The sequence below is a fragment of the Sulfurospirillum diekertiae genome, assembly GCF_002309535.1.
Classification (GTDB): domain Bacteria; phylum Campylobacterota; class Campylobacteria; order Campylobacterales; family Sulfurospirillaceae; genus Sulfurospirillum; species Sulfurospirillum diekertiae.
Window position 1 is genome coordinate 2,392,538 of sequence record NZ_CP023275.1, and the last position, 21,873, is coordinate 2,414,410.

Here is a 21,873-nt window from a genome sequence, read left to right on the forward strand (position 1 = left end):
TTATGCAACTCGATATTTGGCTCACGATGCTCGTTGCCTCTATTCTTATTAGTGTCTCTCCTGGGGCTGGGGCGGTTGTCTCCATGAACTATGGACTTAAATACGGACTTAAACGCTCGTATGCAGCTATTATGGGGCTTCAAGTAGGTCTTTTTGTGCAAACGTTTATTGTCGTCATAGGATTAGGCTCTCTCATCATGAGTTCGCTGCTTCTTTTTAATATCATCAAGTGGATTGGTGTGGTGTACTTGGTCTTTTTGGGAGTTATGAAGTTTATTGAAAAGCCACACTTACCAGATGACACAGCTAAAATCAAAGCTTTTTCGGCTTCCAAAGCGTTTATTCAAGCCACGCTGATTAACCTGACCAATATCAAAGCAACCGTCTTTTTGGTGGCGTTTATTCCACAGTTTTTAAACCCAAACAAACCACTTCTTGGGCAATTTGCTATTATCTGTGCAACGCTCATTTGTGTGGACATTATCGTTATGACAGGCTATAGCTCGTTAGCCTCACGACTTAAAAACGTCATCAAATCTATTCGTGCCATTAAGATTCAAAACCGCCTTACAGGAGCTTTTTTGCTTCTTGCTGCCTTTTTTATCTCAACGGCAAAACGCGCTTAAGCAAATTTTTTCGCGTACACTTCTTCATCAAAACCTACTAAAAGCGTTCCATCTTCACACTCGACGATGGGGCGTTTAAACAGCAGTTGCTCTCTTAAAAGCCAACCTCTTTTTTCTGCATCGTCCATCTCTTTACTAAGTCCCAATGTCTTAAACTTCGTCCCTTTGGTATTGAAAATCACCGACATCGGCTGACAACTAAGCCACTCTTGAAGCTTTGCTTCGCTGATCTGTGTACTTTTAAGATCGACAAAGGTATAAGGAACAACCTTCGCTTTAAAAAAAGCAATCGCTTTTTTCACACTTCCACACGTAGTAATACCATACACTTTGATCATACATTCTCCTTATAGAATTCTATGCAATTTCGCCCTTTTTGTTTGGCTTGATACATTGCTTTATCCGCTTCACTAAAAATAGTTTCTTGATGCTGCTTTTTATCGCTAAATAACGTAATTCCAATACTCGCTGTACATTGGTGATGAATGACTTTTTCATCCTCTTCTTCCTGCAATGCAATCACGTACGGTGCGCTTACATGTAAAAGAATAGAAGAAGCAATTTTGATAGCCTCTTCTTGGGCAATATACTCTTCTAGGCTTAAATTTTCCACTGCAATTAAGAATTCATCTCCACCAAAACGAGCAACGACATCCACATCACGCACGCAGGTTTTTAAGCGTTTAGCTACGTCAACGAGGAGCACATCTCCCGCTTTATGTCCAAAAGCATCGTTAAGGGGTTTGAAATTATCCAAATCCAGTACCAAAAGAGCCCCATACTGTTTTATTCGCTTTGCGTGTGATAGCATCATCGTAAAGCGTTCATGAAACAATCGTCGATTGGGTAACTGCGTTAAAGAATCATGATAAGCGAGCTCACGGATAAGCTCTTCGGTTTTTTTACGCTCTGTAATGTCCGTAGAAATACCACACAATGCGTAGACACTCCCATCTTCACGTAGAAGTGGGATTTTCGTTGAAAGACAGGTTATTGCTCTTTCTGTATGCTTGCTGGTGAGGTGTTCTTCGATCGTCACTTTGCGCCCGTATTCGATGACTTCCCTATCTGCTTTTCGAAGAGCTTGAATGGTTGGGTCATCAAAAAAATCTTCATCGGTTTTTCCAACAACTTCAATTAAATCACAATGCTTTCGGTTAGCATAAATATAACGATACTGTGTATCTTTAATGTAAATAAACGCTTCAAGGCTCTCTAAAATCGTATTGAGTTTCGCTTCACTTTGCATCAATCCTAATGTGCGTTCTTGGATTTTCTCTTCTAACGCTCTATTATTAGAGCGTACATACTCTATCATCGTGCTAAACTGTTGCGAAAGGTCTTTAATTTCAGCACTCCCAACAGGATGAAGGTCAATCTCGTAATGGCCATGTTCAATGGCTTGCATGTTCGTTTTTAAGCGATTCAAAGGATTAAGAATTAACGTGCGTAGCTGGTAACCAACGGCGATCAATGCAATTAAAAAAAGTGCACTGAGCAGGGGAAAGATGGAAAAATCTTTAACCGCATCAAGCTCTTTTGCGTCAATAAGCGTTAAGCTAAACCAATCAATTTCGTGAAGATACGTCAATCCTAAAAGCTTTTTGACATCACCATACTCTACCCAAATAGTACGTATTTCATCGGGATGCGTACTTAAATAGCTAACAGCTTCACGGATAGCATCTTTATCTTGCTGACGAACAAACAATGTATCAATCTTTTGATATGTTCCCGTAGTGTTTTTGTGACTCAGATAATCACTAAGTTTTGTACTGCGTTCCAGTTGAATATCCAAATAACGGTTGATAAAAAAGTTTTGAATTCCCTCTTGTTCAACGCCAACAGACTCTCGTACAAAACGGGTAAAATCCAGTCCCGTCCCAACAACACCAACCACTTTGTTATGGATTACCAAATCATAGTTAAGCCAGATATAGGTGTGTTTAAGGACCTCATCGGTATCAACATTAATGCGATACGCTTGATTATCGGCGATAACATTATAAAACCATGCATCATTTTTTGAAGCAGGTGAAAGTTTATACTGAAGTTCCTTGCCTGCATAACTATTTTTTGCATCATTAAAATAGTAGTTTTCACTTTTAACAAAAGCAGCAAAATAACTTTTACTTTGAAATTTTTGTCGATACGATTCTAAAATGGCCAAACCATTTTTGCGCTTACTTTCATTCGTATCATCCAGTGCCATAGCGAGAATAGCAGGCTCATTTGCCATTTCTTGAATAATCTCATGCTCTTGCAATAGAGGAAGAAGGGTGCGATTTTTATCAAAAATAATCTGTTTTTTAATAAACCGTTCTGCCCATTTTTCATTGACCTTATCCAATAATATCTCCGTGTAAAACCAAACACTCAAAGAGAAAAAAAGAAACAGCGCTAGCATAAAAATAAATAGTTTCCCTTTTATACGCATCTGCGCTTCCTTATATTTCTCGTTTTGAACATTATAACAGTTATACGTAACAAATAAAAATCAAAAAATGGTTTTAATTTAGACCTATAAGTATCTTTATCCTATAATAATGAATACTCTTTATAACAAAGTTGGAACAATGAACAATCTCTCGAAAGAGACACAAGGCTACATCTACGCTCTTTTAGCGTTTGTTTTCTGGGGTTTAATCCCGATCTATTTTAAACTGATTGCTTCAGTATCTGCCGCAGAAATACTCGCACACCGTATTATCTGGTCTGTGGTACTGCTCTTTGGTATGATTATTGTGAGTCGTCAATTCGGTGCATTTACTCTTCTGATTCGAGATATTCATAAAATCAAATACCTCGTACTCTCCGCTCTTTTGGTTTCGCTGAATTGGTTGGTATTCATTTGGGCAGTCAGTCATAATATGATTGCCGAATCCAGTCTTGGCTATTACATTAATCCGCTGGTGAATTTTGCTTTGGGCATCCTCTTTTTTAAAGATCGCCCTACGTTTTGGCAAAAAATTGCTATTGCCTTAGCTTTCAGTGCCATTGTGTACCAAGCAGTCACCCTTGGGTCTATTCCTGTCGTTTCATTGGTTTTAGCATTTAGTTTTGGCTTTTATGGACTGATTCGTAAACAGATTAACCTTCCTGCTATGACAGGACTGTACATCGAAACACTGATTTTACTCCCTTTGGCACTGCTCTATTTTGGGTATTTAGTGGCGACACACCAAAATGCGTTTGTCTTTCCTCCCAATGCAATTTCGTGGCTTTTACTTTTAGCCGGTTTTATCACTGTTGTTCCGCTTTTATGGTTTAACGCGGCGGCTACACGCATCTCTCTCATTCACTTAGGCTTTTTCCAATACATTAGCCCTACCGTTTCCTTTTTGTTAGCTATTTTTGTTTATGATGAGATTTTAGTTCCCGAAAAGCTCACCAGTTTTGTGCTCATTTGGATTGCACTTGCTATCTTTAGCATGGATGGATACCTAAAAAAGAGACGTACCAAAGAGGTCTAAATGAAAGTTTTGATCGTAGAAGATGATACTAAAATCGCCGCTTTTTTAAAAAAAGGGTTAGAGGAAGAGTATTTTTGTGTTGATATCTGCGATAACGGCGAAGATGCCATCTATTTATCAGGGATGAATGCCTACGATGTCATCATCTTGGATATTATGATCAAAGGGCTACAAGGCGATCAAGTTTGTCAAAAATTACGAGAGCAAAAAATTGCTATTCCCATCATTATGCTCAGTGCTAAAAGTACGATCAGCGACAAAGTCAGTCTGCTCAACTTGGGTGCAGATGATTATCTGACCAAACCTTTTAGCTTTGACGAACTACTCGCACGCATTCATGTGCAACTCCGAAAGCATGATCACAAAGAAGTGCTTCTTAGCGTAGGCGATCTTATACTTAACCCTCTTACCAAAACCGTCACACGAGGAAGCGAGGCTATTGCTTTGACGGCTAAAGAGTATGTCCTTTTAGAATACCTGATGCGCCATAAAAATGCCATCATTGAAGAACGCCTTTTAGAAGAACAAATTTTTAGCATGGAACAGAGTATCCAAAGTAATATACTCAATGTTTACATGTACCGCTTACGCACCAAAATTGATAAAAATTTTGAGCTCAAACTCATTAAAACCTATCGTAACCAAGGATACACGATCAGTGATGCAACGCTTTAAAAACCTCAAGTTCAGACTTCTTGCAACGCTTGGTACTGTTTTATTTGCACTTTTTTATGGCTTTGGGTACATTGTTGTGCATTCGCTTGAAAGCTCTTATCAGCAAACATCAGAAGCAACGCTTTTTGCGGTGCTTAAAGATATTAAACATGATTTTAATTTAGATCCTAGCAAAGAGATCATTTTCAATGACAATAAACAAGAATTTAATATGCCCATCTTATACGCACAAGTGGTTGCATATGACAGTTTATCCAATACGCCTACCGTCATTCAACGCTCAAATGATCTTAAAGAAAGAACACTGAAAATAGAACCTAGTATTATTCAACAAATCTTTGAACGCCCAAATGAAATTGTCTTTTCAACCATGTCCGATTCAAATCTAACACAACAAAAAATCTATATTGGCACACTGCTCTTAGCACAAAATGAAGACCAAATACTCTTTTTACAGTGTGCTATGCCCTATGACAAGCATACGCCACAAGTCAAAGAGATGACCTCTACCCTTTGGGCGGGACTTTCTTCATTACTTATGATCATTTTAGTATTGGCCTCTATTTTAATCTCAAAATCACTCCAAAATGTTCAAAAGGTGACAAATACTGCCAAAGAAATCAGTACGCAGGATTTGCACTCTACGATTCCTCAAACCCATATTGCCTACGAGATTGATGATTTAATTGCCACATTTAACACACTGCTTAATGAACTTCAAAATGCGTATGCCCAAGTCAAGCAGTTTGGTCAAAATGCTTCTCATGAGCTTAAAACTCCTCTTACAATTATCCAAGGTGAAGTTGATATAGGACTTCGTAAAGAGCGCACTATTGAAGAGTATCAACGTATTTTGCACAAAGTTGCCAAAGAGGTCAGTACCCTTCATGCGGTCATTGAAAAAATTCTCTTTTTGTCCAGTACCACTAAAAACGATCTCAAAAACCATTTTAGTGAAGTCTATTTAGACGAGGTTTTGCTGGATGCCATCGAAGAAAAACGCCTTATCTGCGAACAAAGGCATATCACATTACACCTCAATTCATTTGAAGCGCTTAGCGTACAAGGCAATGCAGCACTGTTGAAAATTGCGATCACTAATCTTCTCGATAATGCTATCAAATACTCGCCCAGCCCTTCGACGATTACAATCTCACTTTTTTCGCATGAGCTTCAGATACGCGATGAAGGAATGGGCATCAAAGAAGAAGATTTAACCCATGTTTTTGAGCAGTTCTACAGAGGGGATAAGGGCAACCAAAATATTCAAGGCAGTGGTCTTGGTCTTGCGATTGTCAAAAATATTCTTGATTTACATGACTTTACTATTACGCTTCAAAGTCAAGAGGGAGTTGGAACGACCGTTGTTATAACTTTTTAATTCATCTTTATTTCATTTAAACATGCTAAAATCTTTTTATATTATACTTTTAAGGATCATTGGCATGCCTTTTAAACTCCTAGCGTCCCACTCTCAAAGAGCAATCGCATTACTAGCTTTAGGTATTGTCGCTTTTTATAACATCACTTTTTTTTCAAAGCTTTTTCATTTTGCGATCAATGAAGAAAATTATCTCATAGCTCTTAGTTCCCCTTTTATTTTAATGCTGATGCTCGTTTGTATCCTCAATGTTTTGCTCCTTTTAACGCATAAAACACTCTTTAAAGTTATGCTGGTGACGCTTATTTTTGCAGGAGCTCTTAGCAGTTATTTCATTGATACCTTTGGCACGATTATTGATACCAATATGTACACCAATATGATGCAAACCGATAGCGCTGAAATACTCGATCTTTTCACAACGAAGCTTTTTATCTATCTAGGCTGTGCAAGCCTTCTCTCTTTTTGGGTGCTGTTTAAAGCTCCTTTTGCTTTTTCAAGCTACACTAAAGAGTTTATTCAAAAAGCATTTGTTGCGCTGCTTTCATTTCTCATAATCGCAGGGCTCTATATGAGTCTTAGTAAATCCTACAGTACCTTTTTTAGAAACCACAATGAGCTGAAGATGTATATCAACCCAGCGTATCCCATCGCTTCTTTTGTCAAATTTGTTTATGCTAAATTGAAACCCAAACCTACTTTTATGGCGATTGCAATGGATGCTACACGTCAAAGCAGTGAAAAGAAAAAATTGGTGGTGTTTGTTTTAGGGGAAACGGCACGCGCACGCAATTTTCAACTTAACGGTTATGACGTTCCTACCAATCCTCTCCTCAGCAAACGAGACGATATCGTCAATCTTCCTAATTTTGCCTCTTGCGGTACGGCGACGGCTATCTCGGTACCATGCATGTTTTCTAAATTTAGCAGAAATGATTGGAGTGATGACAAAGCTTACACGGAAAATATTGTCGATGTTCTCGCTCGTACAGGGGTTCGTATTATCTGGAGAGACAACAATTCCGGTGCGGATAAAGAGATCGCAAAACGTATGAGCGATGTTGTGCAATACGGAGGACGTGATTTTGATAGCGTGCTTTTAAAAGATTTTCAAGCCAATATTGACAAGCAGTACGAAGACACCTTCATTGTTCTACATCAAGAGGGCAGTCATGGACCAACCTATTTTAAGCGTTATCCTGAAGCCTTTAAAAAATTTACCCCAACCTGTGACACGCAAGAGCTTGATAAATGTACTCAAGAACAGATTGTGAATACGTATAATAATACGATTCTCTACACCGATTACATCGTTAATGAGACCATTAATCTGCTCAAAGCCAACGAAGACAAATATGAGACAACCCTCATTTATATCTCAGACCATGGTGAATCACTCGGTGAAAATGGTGTTTATCTGCATGGATTACCTTATATGATTGCACCTGAAGATCAAAAACACGTGCCTGCCCTATTCTATTTCGGCGATAAAGCCAAGCGTGAATTTTTACATGTAAAAGCCAATGAACGCTTTTCACAAGACAATCTTTTCCACACACTCCTAGGTCTTTTTGCTGTCAAAACAAGTGAATACAAGCCAACTCTTGATCTCTTGCACTAGGGCTTTTGATCTTTACATGTAAAGCAAAAAATGTATGAAACACTCGTTTGATCCCATTTATGATACCAACTCGAAAGTGCTTATTTTAGGTACTTTTCCTTCCGTTAAGTCACGTGAACAAAACTTTTATTATGGACATCCACAAAACCGTTTTTGGAAAGTGATTGCCGCATTAACCCACACGCCACTGCCGATAAGCATTGAAGAAAAAAAAGCAATGTTGTTACATCATGGCATTGCACTTTGGGATGTGATTGAAAGTTGTGATATCACAGGCTCAAGCGATAGTAGTATTAAAAATGTGGTGCCGATGGATTTTTCGAACATACTCCATCACACTCCTATAACCCACATTTATGCCAATGGAGCTACCGCGTTTAAACTCTTCCAAAAATACTGTGAAACCACCACAGGCATCAACATCATTAAACTTCCATCCACGAGTCCTGCCAATGCTGCCTTTTCGTTCGAAAAACTCTTACACGAATGGAGCATTCTCAAAATATAAATAGTATCTTTGATTTTTTTAATCAGCCCCGTGTTATAATAGAAATCATACTATTGAAGGAATTATGCGTGGTTTATGAGCTTATACAAGACAACCGTATTCACATCCATTTTCAACCGATTGTCTCTATCCGCAGTGCCAAAGTCATTGGGTATGAAGCACTGATGCGCGCCTTTGATGAAAACAATGAACCCCTCTCCCCTATCTTTGTTTTTGAGCAAGCCAAAAGCGAAAACCTCACGTTTGAACTTGATAAGTACGCACGGATTAAGGCATTAGAGCGTTTTAAGTCCATTTTAGATGCCAATAACGAAGTGCTCTTATTTCTCAATTTTGAATCTCACCTGCTTGATAGCCATATTAGCTTTGCCGACTTTGCTTTTTACACTCTTGCCAATGATCTTGGCATTCCTCCTTCGCGTATTGTGATTGAGATCAAAGAGTACCAAATCAAAGACAGTGAACGTCTCAAACAGTTCTGTGATTTTTACAAAGACCATGGCTTTCTGATTGCTCTTGATGATTTTGGCGCAGGTAATGCCAACTTTGACCGCATCTCTACGGTTCGCCCCCATATTGTCAAAGTCGATCGTTCCATCGTTTTTAATGTACATAATAATTTCATTCACAAAGAGATTTTAAAATCCATCGCCAATATGTGCTTTAATATCGGTGCACTCGTCCTTGCAGAAGGGGTTGAAGAAGAAGAGGAGATCTTACGCTCTTTAAAACTTGATATCGACCTCTTTCAAGGTTTTTGGTTTGCCAGACCCAGTGCCACGATTTGTGACAAAACCCTTTTAGATAAAAAAATTACCTACATTGGAGAGAAGCACACCCAAAATGTTAAAACGTCCATGCAACACAAAGAATTCTTAATCGAAAGTGCTAAAGCCTATACCCATACAATTATTGAGTCTATTAAAACAACCCATCAAACGAATCTTTTTGATTTTCTGAAAAAATTTGACATCATTGAAGCCATTTATTGCATTAATGCCACTACAGGCATACAAGAGGGTAACACCTTTATCAGTGCCGATACCAACGAGTTTTTCCAACCTGCACGAGATGGTGACAATCATGCGCTCAAAGAGTATTTTTACATTACTAAAGAATCAAAACGGGGCAATTATCTCAGTCAAAAGTACATTTCCCGTGCATCGGGTCGCATGTGTCGTACTTTTGCTCAAAAATTTGTCTTAGATAACCATGAACACATTCTCTGTTTGGATCTTAAAGTACAAACGCTTTAGACATATGTTTGGGTAAACTCAACGTCGGATTGACTAAAAGTGCGGTACTCCAAACACCTGCATCCACCGTTGTTGGAGCAATAATACTCATTTGAGCATACCTCTGTTCACTGTGAGGTGAGATAATATGCGAAAAGCGGTGTTCCTCAATCGCCGTATAACGTTTGGAATGCCCCGACGTACACAGTGATGCATCTCTTAACATTACCGTTGCGACATTCACATCAGGCTTTTTGGGGTCTTGAATACCAATACACCAAGGCTCATCATGGCACATTCCATACGCCGCAATATCGCCTCCAAAATTCACCAAGGCTGAGCTAATTCCCATCGTTTGAAGTCGCATGATGGTCTGATCTACCGCATACTCTTTGACAATACCTCCCAAATCAATCTGCGTATAAGGATTTGAAAAATAAAGCCTCTCACCTTCAAGGCTTAATGCAGTAAAGTTAGCAAAAGGTGTTAATTTAGCACTTATCGCTTGGTATTCGTGCAATGAAATTGCTTTTTGCGCTTGTTTGAGTGTTCCAGCAAGAGCAATATCAAAAGCACCTTGCGTTAGACGTGCATAAAACAACGCTAACGCTAAAAGGGCGGAAAGCTCTTTGCTAAGAGTGAAGGTATCGCTTTGACGGTGGTTGATAGCATAAATTTCGGAGGTAACATCAAAAAAACTGTACTGTTTTTGCAGGTATTTGACATCTGTTAACAAAGAAGCAAGGATGCGATCTCCCTCTTCTTTGGTTGCAACGTCAAATTGAAGTTCACACGGTGTTGTAAAGGCTGAAAAATGAGCGATATACACCGTGTTAAATTTTAGGCGATAAGGCTTGCGTTGCTGCTTGTGGTTGTATCGGTGCTGCCGTATGCTGCCAAAATCTTTTGTAACAAGCTTGATTGCAAATCTTCAATTGATTTTTTAGTGGATGTTTGCGTTGCAGAAGCATCATCCGATGACTGAGCTTGTTTTAAAGCGCTTAAAAGCTCATCCGAGCTGATCGTACCATCTTTGTTGGTGTCAAGAGCACTAAAGATTTGATCGGCATTGCTAGAACTTGTACTGGTATTGCTTGAATTACCCGACAATGAATCAATAGCTTGCTGAAATTCCGACTTATCAATGCTGTTGTTATTGTTGGTATCCATTGATGTCATCAGTGTTGATGCCATCTGGCTCATAACATTGCCAAAATCTTGTGATGATGAGGACATGCTACTTGCACTGCTTTGACTATGAACATTACTGCTATAAGATGACGTAAGACTATTGCCGATTGTCATATGAAACTCCTCTTTACTGCCATAAAACTTTTACACTATTTTACAGCAACAATAGTAACTGAAAAGTAACAAAAGACTCTTATTACGCATAATACGCTAAAAGAGCCACCCCAAAAAAAATACGATAAATACCAAAAGAGACAAAGGTATAATTTTGTAAAAATCGTACAAAGAGTTTGATGGTAAAATACGCGGTAATAAATGCTACCACAAATCCAACCCCTAAAACGATGAGATTGTCAACATTAAATTCGTTATAATTTTTAACAATACTATATCCTGTTGCAGCACTCATAACAGGAAAAGCGAGTAAAAAGGAAAACTCCGCACTGGCTTTGCGTGTCAATCCTACAAACATAGCGCCCAAGATAGTTGAACCAGCCCTACTTGTTCCAGGAACCAGTCCTGCAAGTTGTGCTAAACCAATGAGAAATGCCTGTTTATAGCTTACTTTTTCAACATCATTGATAAAATGCTCTTTGGGTTTATAGTACTTCTCCGCAATTAAGAAAATCACACCGCCCACAATAAACATCGTCGCAACAATTTCAACACTAAAAAGCGTTTTAATCTGTTTTGCAAATAAAAATCCAACGATACCAATCGGTAAAAATGCGACTGCAAGTTTCTTCCAAAGTTCTATTTTTTTGAGCGTAAACTTCTCTTTGTACGCTAAAACAACTGCCATAATGGCCGCAAACTGAATGATAATCTCATACGCCTTCGTAACCGTGTCCTGTTTAATGCCTAAAAAATCTGCCGTAACGATCATATGCCCCGTTGAAGAAACAGGCAAAAACTCAGTGAAACCCTCTACGATTCCCATAATAATTGATTGCAAAATATCCACAAAAAATCCTACATGTAAAATAAAAAAAGATTGTAACATAAGCAATGTTATAATCTTTTTTAGGCACTAAAACTTTTTACATGTAAAGGAAAACCTATGCTTTTAGATTTCTCAAAACTTGACACCACCAACATCTATAAACTCATCTCCAACACCGTCACCCCACGTCCTATTGCATGGATCAGCACCGAACACAATGGCATCACCAACCTTGCCCCTTTTAGCTATTTTATTCCCCTCTCTTCCGAGCCTCCGATGCTCATTGTCTCCATCGGTAAAAAAGAAGACGGTAGCCCCAAGGATACGCTGGCTAACTTTTTGAATGGCTCGAGAGCAACGATCAATTTTGTCTCCAAAGAGCTCAAAGATGTCATGAGCCAAAGTGCGACGTCACTTGCGTATGAGCAGAGCGAATTTGAGCAATTTGGCATTAGCGGACACAAAGTGTTGCCAAACTACCCGATGGTTGTGGAAGGAACACATGCTGTGTTCTTTTGCAGTTTTGTCAAAACTATGCCCATCGAAGGCAGTGAAACCACACCGTGTTTGCTGCTTGTGGAGTACGCATATTACGCTGATGGTGTCATTGACAAAGCTTTACATGTAAAGCTGGATAACATAGGACGCGTAGGCTCAAAATTTTTGGTCGATGGCTCGCTCGTATTATAAACTTAAATAAAAATAATTTTTAAAGATTAAACTTTTTTTAATGTCGAGTCGATTACAATACATTCATAATTGCTGTTAGTCTAAGGCTTAGACGTACATGAAGTAGCATCTTTTTTTCTGCTTACCCTCTTTACATGTAAACTCCACAGCACTACATTTTCATACAAGGAAAGACAATGGGTGTTGAACTCCATAAAGATTTACTCTCAAGTATCGGTGTTGACGTAGAGCGTCATGCAAAGATGATGGGCATGGGACTTGCAGGCTATCAAGCAGGTTTTATGAGCCAACCCAATCGCCCCAAAGCGATGGCGTATTTTGATTGGTTTATGAGCGAAATCCAAGCTGAGCGTATCGCTGAGATTAATGCGCTTAAAGCACAAAAAAAACCTGCCGTGGGGACGTTTTGTATCTTCGTCCCTGAAGAGATCGTCGTAGGTGCTGGTGGAGCATGTTTTGGGCTGTGTGGCGGAGCCAATCCTCCTATCGCGGACGCGGAGAGCGAACTGCCTCGTAACATCTGCCCGCTCATCAAATCCGCATACGGTTTTAAACTCCAACACACCTGTGCGTACACACAATCCGCCGATTTTATCTACGGTGAGACCACCTGTGAAGCGAAGAAAAAAACATGGGAGCTTTTGGGAAAACATCACCCTGTGCATGTCATGAACATTCCGCATATGAAGCGCGAAAAAGATCTTAAAATGTGGCAAGAAGAGATCAAAGAGTTTAAAGAGCACATCGAAGAAGTCAGTGAGCGAAAACTCAGCCTTGCGGAGATGCTTGAGGGCGTTAAAGTCATCAACGCCAAACGCGACGCGATGAAACGTCTTGACACACTTCGTGGTATGCACCCCGACATCATGCCTATTAGCGGCAAAGACGCGCTTTTCATCAGCCAAATGAGCTTTTTAGATGATCCAAAACGCTTCACCGAAAAAGTAAATGAACTCTGTGATGAACTGGATGTTCGCATCAAAGGAAAAGTGAGCGTTTTTCCTGAAAATACGCCTCGTATCATGGTTCTAGGCACACCTATCGCGCCACCAAACTGGAAACTTCACACCGCAGTTGAAGGATCAGGGGCGTGTATCATCAACGAAGAAGGCTGCATCGGACATCGTTACTTTAAAGACAATGTGGACATCGAAGGTGTTCAAAGCGAGGACGAGCTTTACGAGCGTCTGATGAAACGCTACTCCAAAATCGACTGCGCTTGTTTCACGCCAAATACAGGCAGAACCGACAAAATCGTCCAAATGTATAAAGATAGAAAAGCCGATGGTGTGATTTATTACACGCTCTCTTTCTGCCACACGTACAATGTCGAGTCTCACCTTGTAACCGAAGCACTCGCCAAAGAAGGCATTCCGTGCCTCGTCATTGAGTCGGATTACTCGCCAGAAGATGCTGGACAAATCAAAACCCGTGTTGAAGCCTTTTTGGAGAGCATCACGTTTAAACAAAAAGCCGAAGTGTTCGCAAACAAATAATGTTTTGGGGCGTAGATATAGGCTCAACCTATACAAAAATCATCGGCATTGGCAAAGAGCGGGAGATCGTCGATATGACGGTCATCCCGACCATCTTCAATCAAGACAAAATCGTGGGTGAGTATCTAGCAGACAAAGAGGTTAAGATGCTCGTCGCCACAGGCTACGGACGGCATATGCTAGCAGATTCGCATGGCGCACCCGTCATCTCCGAGATCAAAGCCCACGCCAAAGGGGCGTACTTTTTTCATAACGACGTCAAAACCGTCATCGACTTAGGCGGACAAGACAGCAAAGTCATCAAAATGGGCGATGACGGTGGCTTTACCGACTTTCGCATGAACGACAAGTGTGCGGCAGGGACGGGCAAATTCTTAGAAATCGCCGCGAATCGTTTAGGCTTAGACATGCAAACCTTCGCCAACGCAGGCTTTGAACACGACAAGGAACTGACCATTTCGAGCATGTGCGCTGTTTTTGCCGAATCTGAGGTCATCTCGCTGATCGCCAAAAAAGAAAGCTTAGCGAACATCTGCTATGGTGTGCACGAATCCATCGCCTCTAGGCTAGCGTCGATGGCGAAGAAATTTGTACTCAATCCAAACGACTGCATCGTCTTTAGCGGCGGTGGCGCACTCAATCCTTTTTTACATCACATGTTAGAGCTTAAACTCGAACGCAAAATCCTCATCCCAAAACACCCCCAACTTATGGGCGCAGTGGGAGCGGCACTTTCGGGGTTTGAGGTGGTAAATTAGAGCATCAGAATGATTTTTTGATGTTCTATCCTCTTTACATGTAAAGCTATCGTAGCAAGGTTTTTTCAGCGCCATCTAAAATCATCTTAATCTCATCATCCGATGCCCTATAGTGGTAAAACGTTTTGTAAAACTGCTTGACCTCTTGCTCCATCGAAATAGCTGAGAAGCGCTCGGGGTAAAACATTTTCCCAAGCCACAGTGGTTGCAAAGCACCCTCGGCACTGCGGACGGACCAGAGGTAAACACCTGTTGGCACGACATAGACGCGCTTATTTTTGATTGCATCCAGTGTTTGAAAAGCGGGGTTATTCACGATCACATCGCGACTTGTGTTGCTATTGGTGATGATGACATCAGGATTCCAAACTAAAACCTGTTCAGCGTTGATGATCTTCACCATATCATTGGAGTCGATCGCGTAGTCACGCGCAACATTGTTCCCACCTGCGATTTTGATGTACTGCGCACCAATATCACTATCGTTGATTGTTGAGTAATTGCCTGCCGAAAAGTTAAGCGCCAAAACATTGAGTTTTTGGGAAATCGTGGAAGTGCGTCTTTCAACCATTTGAAGCATCATTTCATAGTAGTCGTTGAATACTTGTGCTTTTTGAGGGGCATCGTCTCCTAAAATTTCGGCAATTAAACGAATACTCTCCTTGATCTCCGCAATGGTGGCAAAGTTACTGATCTTAACAACAGCTATGCCTGAAGCTTTAAGTTGCGCAACATTGGCTTCACTGAGAAAAAACGATGTCGGTCCAAAAACAACTTGTGTTTTAGAAGCAATAAGTGATTCAATGCTTGAGGGAAGAGTAGTGCTTGAGCTGTTTTGCTTTAAAGAGGGGAAGATTTTGTAAAACATTTCAGAGAGTCTGGGAACACTGGAGGCTATTTTCTGCTCACCGCCCAACATACATGTCACTTGGGCAAAAGCACCAATCAGCGGTGTAACTCTTTTTACATGTAAAGGAACAGCAACTTCTTTTCCATCGCTGTCTTTAACTATGCGAAACCCATCATCGGCGTAACTGAGCGAAGAACAAAGCAAACATACAAACAGTACAATGCCATGCAGTGCTCTCATTGTCTGTCTCAAAGTTTGATTTCGCATGGTTTCCACCACATAACGTAGGTTTTAGTTTTACGAAGTAAATGCACTCTACCATCATCTAAAATATTTAAATAGCGATCTACATTCATACGATACCGCTCTTCATGTTCTGGTAAAATGGTTCCTAAAAAACGCAAATCTTCATACGCCTCTTCATTGGAAGTGTAAAATCGTTCAAACCCATCATCCAAAACCACAACACTAGGATTTGCGCCCATGTCATAGATCATATTAAATGTCACATTATAATCAAACATGCGCGCATCGGGACGTGGTTTGAGTAGTGGAATATCAGTGATGCCCTCTAAAAAATCGAGTTGAATTTCCCTAAGGCTTGGAGCATTGGCAAAGCTCATTACAAAGACATATTTGGTCGCAATTTGGTTAAGTTTGATAAGATCAAACATACCTACAGAGCGTGAAGCTACGGCAATATCATGCTTTCCAATTTTTTCTACAGCATCCTCATCGAGCCAACTTTTAAACAGTGGCTTGACATTATCTAACCCCTCTTTTTTGACGTTGTACATGCAACGCTCTAACATTTTTTCATACGCATCCACGCAGGTGACAGATTTGGCTTTACGCGCCATTGGAACAGTTAATCTTCCAGGCCCACTGCCGATATCCACGACGGTATCTTCTTTTGTAATCAACATGGTATCGACCTGTTTTTGCGTAAATGCCTTTTCTAGCTTTGCCATACCATCGTACATCTCTGTGATTGTATTCCAATCAATCTCTGGCATCTTAAGACCTCCTTGCATCGCAAAACGATTGCGATGCAGGAATTCCCAGTTTACTAAACCATTCATCATGACTTAAAACTTGACTTCGATAGAGGCTGTAACATTGCGACCATCCCCTAAAAACAGTGTTGTCGTACCTGCCGTAGCGTCACCATCTAACCCTGAGACATTACCAGCAAAAATACCTGCCCAATATTTTTCATTGGTAATATTATTGACAGAAAGTCTTAAAATAGTTTTATCTCCAAATAATTGCTTCGTAGCATACCTCGCACCTATATCCGTTGTAAAGTATGAGTCAGCCCACTCAGTATTGGCAGGGTCAATTGCTCTTTTGCCCGTATAGTGAAAATTACTACTCAAGACCAACTCTTTATAACTTGGGACGGTATATTCTGCTAAAAGATTTGCTTGCCATTCAGGCATACCAATGGCTTGTTTATTATCAATATTCGCTATTTTTGCCCCTGTTATGTCTGTATCCATATAGGTAATACCTCCAAATAAGGCAACCGATTCAGCAACTTTTCCAGAAGCCATAAACTCAACACCTTGGTTAGTTTGATCGCCTTGTATTTCATAAATACCATCATAACCTAGATAAGCCGTTGGGCGCTTGATTTGGAAAAGAGCTGCGGAGAGATCAACACGGTCTAAAGAGAGTTTAGAACCTATCTCATACTGCTTGCTACGATAAGGATCAAGAATAAACGTTTTACCAGAATACGTCACGGGATCAAACTGCTGTAAACTGTCGGCATACGTGACATAAAAGCTAAGATTTTTCAACGGTTTGTAGATCAAGCTTGCCGCATAGCTGTAACCATCTTTGGATATTTCACTGGTCGTAGCTCCCGTTGTAGCATATGCATCTTTATCGATCCAGCTTTTACTTGTGGAGAGAACCGTCTGCCACTGGTCGTTCAGCTTAATCGTATCCGCTAACGTCAAACTTTCTACATCGGTTGTTGAAGAGACATAGCGTCTAGAGCCATCTGCACCATAAATATCCCAACGATAGCCATTACCGCCTAGTGCAAGGTCATGTTCTAAACCCAAAAAGTTTTGCTCTGTTGTCACATACCCCATCCAACTATCAAGATCAAATCGTGCTGCCATAGGCGATACGGAGACAACAGCTGGCGTATACGTTCCTGCATTAGAATTAAAGGTACTCGAACCAATATACATATTTCTATCTGCTCTTTGATTCAGATAACCTGCCTCCGCATGCCAATTATCGGCTATCTCATATTTGAGTTTGGTACTGTAGGTCGTTGTCGTTATCTCTCGACCTCCATTGTTTGGTCCATACTTTTTGTCAGTAGCATCAAAGGCATCGGGAAGCGTGTATTTTGCTACACCAAGAGCAGTATATGGCATAAGATATGAGCTTGAATAGCCCTCTTTAATGTAATTGTAATAACTAAAGTTCGTCTCTAATGTCAAGCGCTCTGTTAGGTGAAAGTCCAGTCCTAGAGAGACAAGCTTTCTTCGTAAAGCACTATTGTCGACATAACCTTCTCCGTCCCCACCAATCACAACGGCACGGTAACCAATGGCATCATTTGCCATGCCACCAACATCTGCCATTGCTTCGCCGTAGCCTTTGTAACCATAGGTCATTTTTACAGAATTTTCATAATCTGCGGTAGGACGTTTACGTGTAAAACTATAAATTCCTGAGGGGGCTGTTGGACCGTAAAGAGCACCCGCAAGCCCATTGATAATTTGTAAATCATCAAACATTTCCATTGCGGTAGCGGTAGTAGAAACGATATGCAATCCATCCCAGAAACTGTTTGCAACGACTTCTCCGCGCATTCCTCTGGTTTGGGGGCGACCTAAATCTGCTCCGCCACGGTACTCAATTTGTGCAGAAGGAATGTACTTAACAACATCTTCCAAGCCCATTGCTTGACCATTTTCACTTAATTCTTTAGGAATCGTATTGATTTGATACGGTGTATCGATTGCTTTTTTCTTGCCCAATGGTCCAACAGTGACGTTTTTATCCAAGAAACCATCCGAAATACCATCGTTGTTTACCATATTGACTTGTGTTGCCGTCGTTTCAACTGCATCTAACTTATACACATCCGCATGCAAAGTCAATGGAAATACCACTATGGCTACCATGACGCTTAAATTTAGCCTTTTATTGCTCATAAGTTCATCCATCCTTTTCGTTATTCTTTAAAATATATAACGGTTATTTAACTCTTAAATTACTTAAACATGCGTTAAATACATTTTAAGTGTTTATAAAAAAATCACAAAAATGAATAAAATTTAATCACTTGCTTTAAAAGAGATGAACGAAAAAATTAACCTTTACATGTAAAGATATTGCAACCCTTGAATGCTATAATGAGTTTATAAAATGAGACTTAAACTCAAGGAGCAAATACGTGCGTACTCGAATCGAGCATGATCTTATCGGCGATAAAGAGATTTCTAACGAATGTTATTATGGTGTTCAAACGGCGCGTGCTATGGAGAATTTTCACATTACAGGTGTCACGCTTGGAAGCTTCCCCACTTTTCTTGAATCCATTGCCAAAGTTAAAAAAGCGGCGGCTTTGGCCAATTATGAGTTAAATCTTCTGAGCGAACTTAAAAAAAATGCGATTGTTGAAGCGTGCGATGCCATCATTGCAGGTAAATTCCACGATCAATTTGTGGTCGATATGATCCAAGGGGGGGCGGGGACTTCGACCAATATGAATGCTAATGAAGTCATCGCTAACATTGGTTTGGAGATTTTGGGACACGAAAAAGGTGACTACAAATACCTGCATCCCAACAACGATGTCAACCTCTCACAATCGACCAATGATGCCTACCCAACTGCCCTTCGCGTCGCACTCTATGAAAAATTGGGCGAACTGACCGAGTCCATGAACATCATCAAAAACTCGTTTGCTAAAAAAGCGAGTGAGTTCAAAGATGTCATTAAAATGGGTCGAACCCAACTGCAAGATGCCGTGCCGATGACGCTTGAGCAAGAGTTTCGCACTTATGCTGTCATGATCGGCGAAGACATACAAAGGGTGCATGAAGCAAGGCAATTGGTGCGCGAGATCAACATGGGTGCAACAGCGATTGGCACAGGCATTAACGCGCATCCTGATTATGCCAAGATGGTTGAAGCCAAACTGCAAGAGGTGACGGGTCGTCCTTTTATTACTGCGGGCGATCTCATTGAAGCGACCCAAGACACGGGCGCTTACGTGCAAATCTCCGGTGTTTTAAAACGCGTTGCCACCAAAATGTCTAAAATCTGCAACGATTTAAGGCTTTTAAGTTCAGGGCCACGCACCGGTTTTGGCGAGATCAACCTGCCTGCGATGCAACCCGGAAGTTCCATCATGCCCGGTAAAGTCAATCCCGTCATTCCCGAAGTCGTGAACCAAGTCTGTTTTCAAGTCATCGGTACGGACATTGCCGTGACGATGGCGTGCGAAGCGGGACAACTGCAACTCAATGTCTTTGAGCCACTCATTGCTTACAATCTTTTTAACTCGGTCAATATGATGAAAAATGCCTTTGAAGCACTCGCGTACACGTGTGTCGATGGCATTACGGCGAACAAAGAGCGATGTAAAGCTTTGGTGCTTAATAGCATCGGACTTGTCACCGCACTCAATCCGTATTTAGGCTATGAAAACTCGACGATCGTCGCAAAAGAGGCGTTAGAGACAGGCGGTTCTGTCTATGACATCGTTTTAGAAAAAGGCTTACTAGACAAAGAACAACTCGATGAAATCATCAAACCAGAAAACATGATCCAACCCCACAATTTCGGGCTTTCCGAAAAAAGCAAATTTAATAAAGTTTAAGATTGAGGGCGTTTTGCCCTCTTTACATGTAACCATTTTCTACACTTAATTTTTATATATTTAAATTAGTATTATTCTTTCAATTTTTTTTCAAAAAGTCATTTTCAAGTCTCTTTAGAGGTTTAAACTTCCACTACCTTTAAATCTTAAGGAGACAAAATGTCAACTAGAATCGAACACGATCTAATCGGTGATAAAGAAATATCAAATGAGTGTTATTATGGCGTTCAAACAGCTCGCGCTGCTGAGAACTTTCACATTACTGGAATTACGCTTGAAAAATTCCCAACCTTTATTACATGCCTAGCAAAAGTTAAAAAAGCAGCAGCTCTTGCCAACCATGAGCTTGGACTTCTTGCGGAAAACAAAAAAAATGTTATCTGTGAAGCATGTGATGAGATTATCGGTGGTCAATACCATAACCAATTTGTGGTCGACATGTTCCAAGGTGGAGCGGGTACTTCTACAAATATGAACGCAAACGAAGTTATCGCAAATATTGGACTTGAAAAACTAGGTCACAAAAAAGGTGAATACAAATACCTTCACCCAAACAATGATGTTAACCTTTCTCAATCAACTAATGATGCCTACCCAACAGCACTTCGTGTTGCTCTTTTTGAAAAACTCGGTGAACTGACCGTTTCGATGAGCATCATCAAAAATTCATTTGCAAAAAAAGCAGTTGAGTTTAAAGATGTCATTAAAATGGGTCGTACTCAACTTCAAGATGCTGTTCCAATGACTTTGGAGCAAGAATTTCGTACGTATGCCGTTATGATCGGTGAAGATATTCAACGTGTCATCGAAGCACAACAATTGATGCGTGAGATGAACCTTGGCGCAACTGCTATTGGTACTGGTATCAATGCGCACCCAAATTACTCAAAAACCGTTGAAGCCAAACTCCAAGAAGTAACTGGTCGTCCATTTATCACGGCGGGTGACCTTGTCGAAGCAACCCAAGATACAGGTGCTTATGTACAAATCTCTGGTGTTCTTAAACGTGTCGCTACCAAAATGTCAAAAATTTGTAATGACCTTCGTCTTTTAAGTTCAGGACCAAGAACTGGCTTTGGCGAAATCAATCTTCCAGCAATGCAACCAGGCAGTTCTATCATGCCAGGTAAAGTCAATCCTGTTATCCCTGAAGTCGTTAACCAAGTCTGTTTCCAAGTCATTGGTACCGATGTTTCTGTTACGATGGCATGTGAAGCAGGTCAACTTCAACTCAACGTATTTGAGCCTGTTATTGCGTACAACCTTTTCACGTCCGTTAACATGATGAAAAACGCATTTGAGACATTGGCATACACCTGTGTTGATGGCATTACAGCCAATCCTGATCGATGTAAAGCACTCGTACTTAACAGTATTGGTCTTGTTACAGCGCTTAATCCATTTATCGGTTATGAAAACTCAACTTCTGTCGCTAAAGAAGCACTCGAAACAGGTGGTTCTGTTTATGACATCGTTCTTGCACGTGGTCTTTTAGCCAAAGCAGAACTTGATGACATTATCAAACCAGAGAACATGATTAAACCTCGTAGTTACGATAAAAAATAGCC

General features: G+C 40.5%; 20 protein-coding genes. 12 read left to right on the forward strand and 8 right to left on the reverse strand.

Annotation, left to right across the window (positions count from 1 at the left end):
- The first annotated feature begins 2 nt into the window (after positions 1–2).
- Complete coding sequence (locus SJPD1_RS12325) at positions 3–626, forward strand: LysE family transporter (protein ID WP_096047407.1); 624 nt, start codon at positions 3–5, stop codon at positions 624–626.
- On the opposite strand, the gene SJPD1_RS12330 is transcribed toward SJPD1_RS12325, so the two are convergent.
- Both SJPD1_RS12330 and SJPD1_RS12335 read right to left on the reverse strand, forming a co-directional pair.
- Positions 623–964, reverse strand: coding sequence for an arsenate reductase family protein (locus tag SJPD1_RS12330; RefSeq protein ID WP_096047408.1), 342 nt, complete (start codon positions 962–964; stop codon positions 623–625). The two genes, SJPD1_RS12325 and SJPD1_RS12330, sit on opposite strands and share 4 nt — an antisense overlap.
- Positions 961–3,063 carry a diguanylate cyclase domain-containing protein gene (locus tag SJPD1_RS12335; RefSeq protein ID WP_096047409.1) on the reverse strand — a complete coding sequence of 701 codons (2,103 nt, stop codon included), beginning with the start codon at positions 3,061–3,063 and terminating at the stop codon, positions 961–963. The genes SJPD1_RS12330 and SJPD1_RS12335 overlap by 4 nt, the downstream gene beginning before the upstream one ends.
- A 139-nt stretch (positions 3,064–3,202) precedes the next feature.
- Between SJPD1_RS12335 and rarD the strand changes: the two genes are divergently transcribed.
- The 6 genes from rarD (at position 3,203) to SJPD1_RS12365 (ending at position 9,540) form a co-directional block, all read left to right on the forward strand.
- Positions 3,203–4,099, forward strand: a complete 897-nt coding sequence (rarD, locus tag SJPD1_RS12340) for an EamA family transporter RarD (protein ID WP_096047410.1) — start codon at positions 3,203–3,205, stop codon at positions 4,097–4,099.
- Entirely contained in the window at positions 4,100–4,774 is a 675-nt protein-coding gene (locus SJPD1_RS12345) for a response regulator transcription factor (protein ID WP_096047411.1), read from the forward strand.
- Positions 4,761–6,155 carry a sensor histidine kinase gene (locus SJPD1_RS12350; RefSeq protein ID WP_226372203.1) on the forward strand — a complete coding sequence of 465 codons (1,395 nt, stop codon included), beginning with the start codon at positions 4,761–4,763 and terminating at the stop codon, positions 6,153–6,155. Before SJPD1_RS12345 ends, SJPD1_RS12350 begins: the two co-directional genes overlap by 14 nt.
- A 64-nt stretch (positions 6,156–6,219) precedes the next feature.
- Entirely contained in the window at positions 6,220–7,776 is a 1,557-nt protein-coding gene (locus SJPD1_RS12355; RefSeq protein ID WP_096047413.1) for a phosphoethanolamine transferase, read from the forward strand.
- A 34-nt stretch (positions 7,777–7,810) separates the two neighbouring features.
- Positions 7,811–8,284, forward strand: coding sequence for a DNA-deoxyinosine glycosylase (locus SJPD1_RS12360; RefSeq protein ID WP_096047414.1), 474 nt, complete (start codon positions 7,811–7,813; stop codon positions 8,282–8,284).
- A gap of 68 nt (positions 8,285–8,352) precedes the next feature.
- Positions 8,353–9,540, forward strand: a complete 1,188-nt coding sequence (locus SJPD1_RS12365) for an EAL domain-containing protein (RefSeq protein ID WP_096047415.1) — start codon at positions 8,353–8,355, stop codon at positions 9,538–9,540.
- Here SJPD1_RS12365 and SJPD1_RS12370 read toward each other — a convergent pair.
- From SJPD1_RS12370 to SJPD1_RS12380, 3 genes are all read right to left on the reverse strand, one after another.
- Positions 9,521–10,348 carry an FAD:protein FMN transferase gene (locus SJPD1_RS12370; RefSeq protein ID WP_168171363.1) on the reverse strand — a complete coding sequence of 276 codons (828 nt, stop codon included), beginning with the start codon at positions 10,346–10,348 and terminating at the stop codon, positions 9,521–9,523. The genes SJPD1_RS12365 and SJPD1_RS12370 overlap by 20 nt on opposite strands.
- Positions 10,349–10,359: 11 nt before the next feature.
- Positions 10,360–10,824, reverse strand: coding sequence for an EF-hand domain-containing protein (locus SJPD1_RS12375; RefSeq protein ID WP_096047417.1), 465 nt, complete (start codon positions 10,822–10,824; stop codon positions 10,360–10,362).
- Between the two features lie 82 nt (positions 10,825–10,906).
- Positions 10,907–11,674 (reverse strand): undecaprenyl-diphosphate phosphatase, encoded by a 768-nt coding sequence (locus SJPD1_RS12380; RefSeq protein ID WP_096047856.1) that lies wholly within the window; start codon positions 11,672–11,674, stop codon positions 10,907–10,909.
- Between the two features lie 96 nt (positions 11,675–11,770).
- On the opposite strand from SJPD1_RS12380, the gene SJPD1_RS12385 reads away from it, so the two are divergent.
- The 3 genes from SJPD1_RS12385 (at position 11,771) to SJPD1_RS12395 (ending at position 14,597) form a co-directional block, all read left to right on the forward strand.
- Complete coding sequence (locus SJPD1_RS12385) at positions 11,771–12,343, forward strand: flavin reductase family protein (RefSeq protein ID WP_096047418.1); 573 nt, start codon at positions 11,771–11,773, stop codon at positions 12,341–12,343.
- 176 nt (positions 12,344–12,519) lie between these two features.
- Positions 12,520–13,839 (forward strand): double-cubane-cluster-containing anaerobic reductase, encoded by a 1,320-nt coding sequence (locus SJPD1_RS12390; protein WP_096047419.1) that lies wholly within the window; start codon positions 12,520–12,522, stop codon positions 13,837–13,839.
- Positions 13,839–14,597, forward strand: a complete 759-nt coding sequence (locus tag SJPD1_RS12395; protein ID WP_096047420.1) for an acyl-CoA dehydratase activase — start codon at positions 13,839–13,841, stop codon at positions 14,595–14,597. Before SJPD1_RS12390 ends, SJPD1_RS12395 begins: the two co-directional genes overlap by 1 nt.
- A 46-nt stretch (positions 14,598–14,643) precedes the next feature.
- Here the strand turns inward: SJPD1_RS12395 and SJPD1_RS12400 are convergent, their stop codons facing one another.
- From SJPD1_RS12400 to SJPD1_RS12410, 3 genes are all read right to left on the reverse strand, one after another.
- The gene (locus SJPD1_RS12400; RefSeq protein ID WP_226372204.1) at positions 14,644–15,714 is read right to left on the reverse strand and encodes an ABC transporter substrate-binding protein; all 1,071 of its coding nucleotides are present in this window, start codon (positions 15,712–15,714) and stop codon (positions 14,644–14,646) included.
- Positions 15,696–16,463 (reverse strand): class I SAM-dependent methyltransferase, encoded by a 768-nt coding sequence (locus SJPD1_RS12405; RefSeq protein ID WP_226372205.1) that lies wholly within the window; start codon positions 16,461–16,463, stop codon positions 15,696–15,698. Before SJPD1_RS12405 ends, SJPD1_RS12400 begins: the two co-directional genes overlap by 19 nt.
- Positions 16,464–16,535: 72 nt before the next feature.
- Complete coding sequence (locus tag SJPD1_RS12410; RefSeq protein WP_168171364.1) at positions 16,536–18,632, reverse strand: TonB-dependent receptor; 2,097 nt, start codon at positions 18,630–18,632, stop codon at positions 16,536–16,538.
- Between the two features lie 242 nt (positions 18,633–18,874).
- Here SJPD1_RS12410 and aspA (SJPD1_RS12415) point away from each other — a divergent pair, with 242 nt between their 5' ends.
- Together aspA (SJPD1_RS12415) and aspA (SJPD1_RS12420) are read left to right on the forward strand one after the other, a co-directional pair.
- Complete coding sequence (aspA, locus tag SJPD1_RS12415) at positions 18,875–20,305, forward strand: aspartate ammonia-lyase (protein WP_096047422.1); 1,431 nt, start codon at positions 18,875–18,877, stop codon at positions 20,303–20,305.
- Positions 20,306–20,464: 159 nt separating this feature from the next.
- Positions 20,465–21,871 carry an aspartate ammonia-lyase gene (aspA, locus tag SJPD1_RS12420; protein WP_096047423.1) on the forward strand — a complete coding sequence of 469 codons (1,407 nt, stop codon included), beginning with the start codon at positions 20,465–20,467 and terminating at the stop codon, positions 21,869–21,871.
- The last annotated feature ends 2 nt before the right edge of the window (positions 21,872–21,873 follow it).

Excerpts from the sequence above, each read along its gene's own strand:
- SJPD1_RS12325 (WP_096047407.1), top strand. The coding sequence starts at position 3 with ATGCAACTCGATATTTGGCTCACGATGCTCGTTGCCTCTATTCTTATT.
- SJPD1_RS12330 (WP_096047408.1), bottom strand. The coding sequence starts at position 964 with ATGATCAAAGTGTATGGTATTACTACGTGTGGAAGTGTGAAAAAAGCG.
- SJPD1_RS12335 (WP_096047409.1), bottom strand. The coding sequence starts at position 3,063 with ATGCGTATAAAAGGGAAACTATTTATTTTTATGCTAGCGCTGTTTCTT.
- rarD (WP_096047410.1), top strand. The coding sequence starts at position 3,203 with ATGAACAATCTCTCGAAAGAGACACAAGGCTACATCTACGCTCTTTTA.
- SJPD1_RS12345 (WP_096047411.1), top strand. The coding sequence starts at position 4,100 with ATGAAAGTTTTGATCGTAGAAGATGATACTAAAATCGCCGCTTTTTTA.
- SJPD1_RS12350 (WP_226372203.1), top strand. The coding sequence starts at position 4,761 with ATGCAACGCTTTAAAAACCTCAAGTTCAGACTTCTTGCAACGCTTGGT.
- SJPD1_RS12355 (WP_096047413.1), top strand. The coding sequence starts at position 6,220 with ATGCCTTTTAAACTCCTAGCGTCCCACTCTCAAAGAGCAATCGCATTA.
- SJPD1_RS12360 (WP_096047414.1), top strand. The coding sequence starts at position 7,811 with ATGAAACACTCGTTTGATCCCATTTATGATACCAACTCGAAAGTGCTT.
- SJPD1_RS12375 (WP_096047417.1), bottom strand. The coding sequence starts at position 10,824 with ATGACAATCGGCAATAGTCTTACGTCATCTTATAGCAGTAATGTTCAT.
- SJPD1_RS12385 (WP_096047418.1), top strand. The coding sequence starts at position 11,771 with ATGCTTTTAGATTTCTCAAAACTTGACACCACCAACATCTATAAACTC.
- SJPD1_RS12390 (WP_096047419.1), top strand. The coding sequence starts at position 12,520 with ATGGGTGTTGAACTCCATAAAGATTTACTCTCAAGTATCGGTGTTGAC.
- SJPD1_RS12395 (WP_096047420.1), top strand. The coding sequence starts at position 13,839 with ATGTTTTGGGGCGTAGATATAGGCTCAACCTATACAAAAATCATCGGC.
- SJPD1_RS12400 (WP_226372204.1), bottom strand. The coding sequence starts at position 15,714 with ATGCGAAATCAAACTTTGAGACAGACAATGAGAGCACTGCATGGCATT.
- SJPD1_RS12405 (WP_226372205.1), bottom strand. The coding sequence starts at position 16,463 with ATGCCAGAGATTGATTGGAATACAATCACAGAGATGTACGATGGTATG.
- SJPD1_RS12410 (WP_168171364.1), bottom strand. The coding sequence starts at position 18,632 with ATGAGCAATAAAAGGCTAAATTTAAGCGTCATGGTAGCCATAGTGGTA.
- aspA (WP_096047423.1), top strand. The coding sequence starts at position 20,465 with ATGTCAACTAGAATCGAACACGATCTAATCGGTGATAAAGAAATATCA.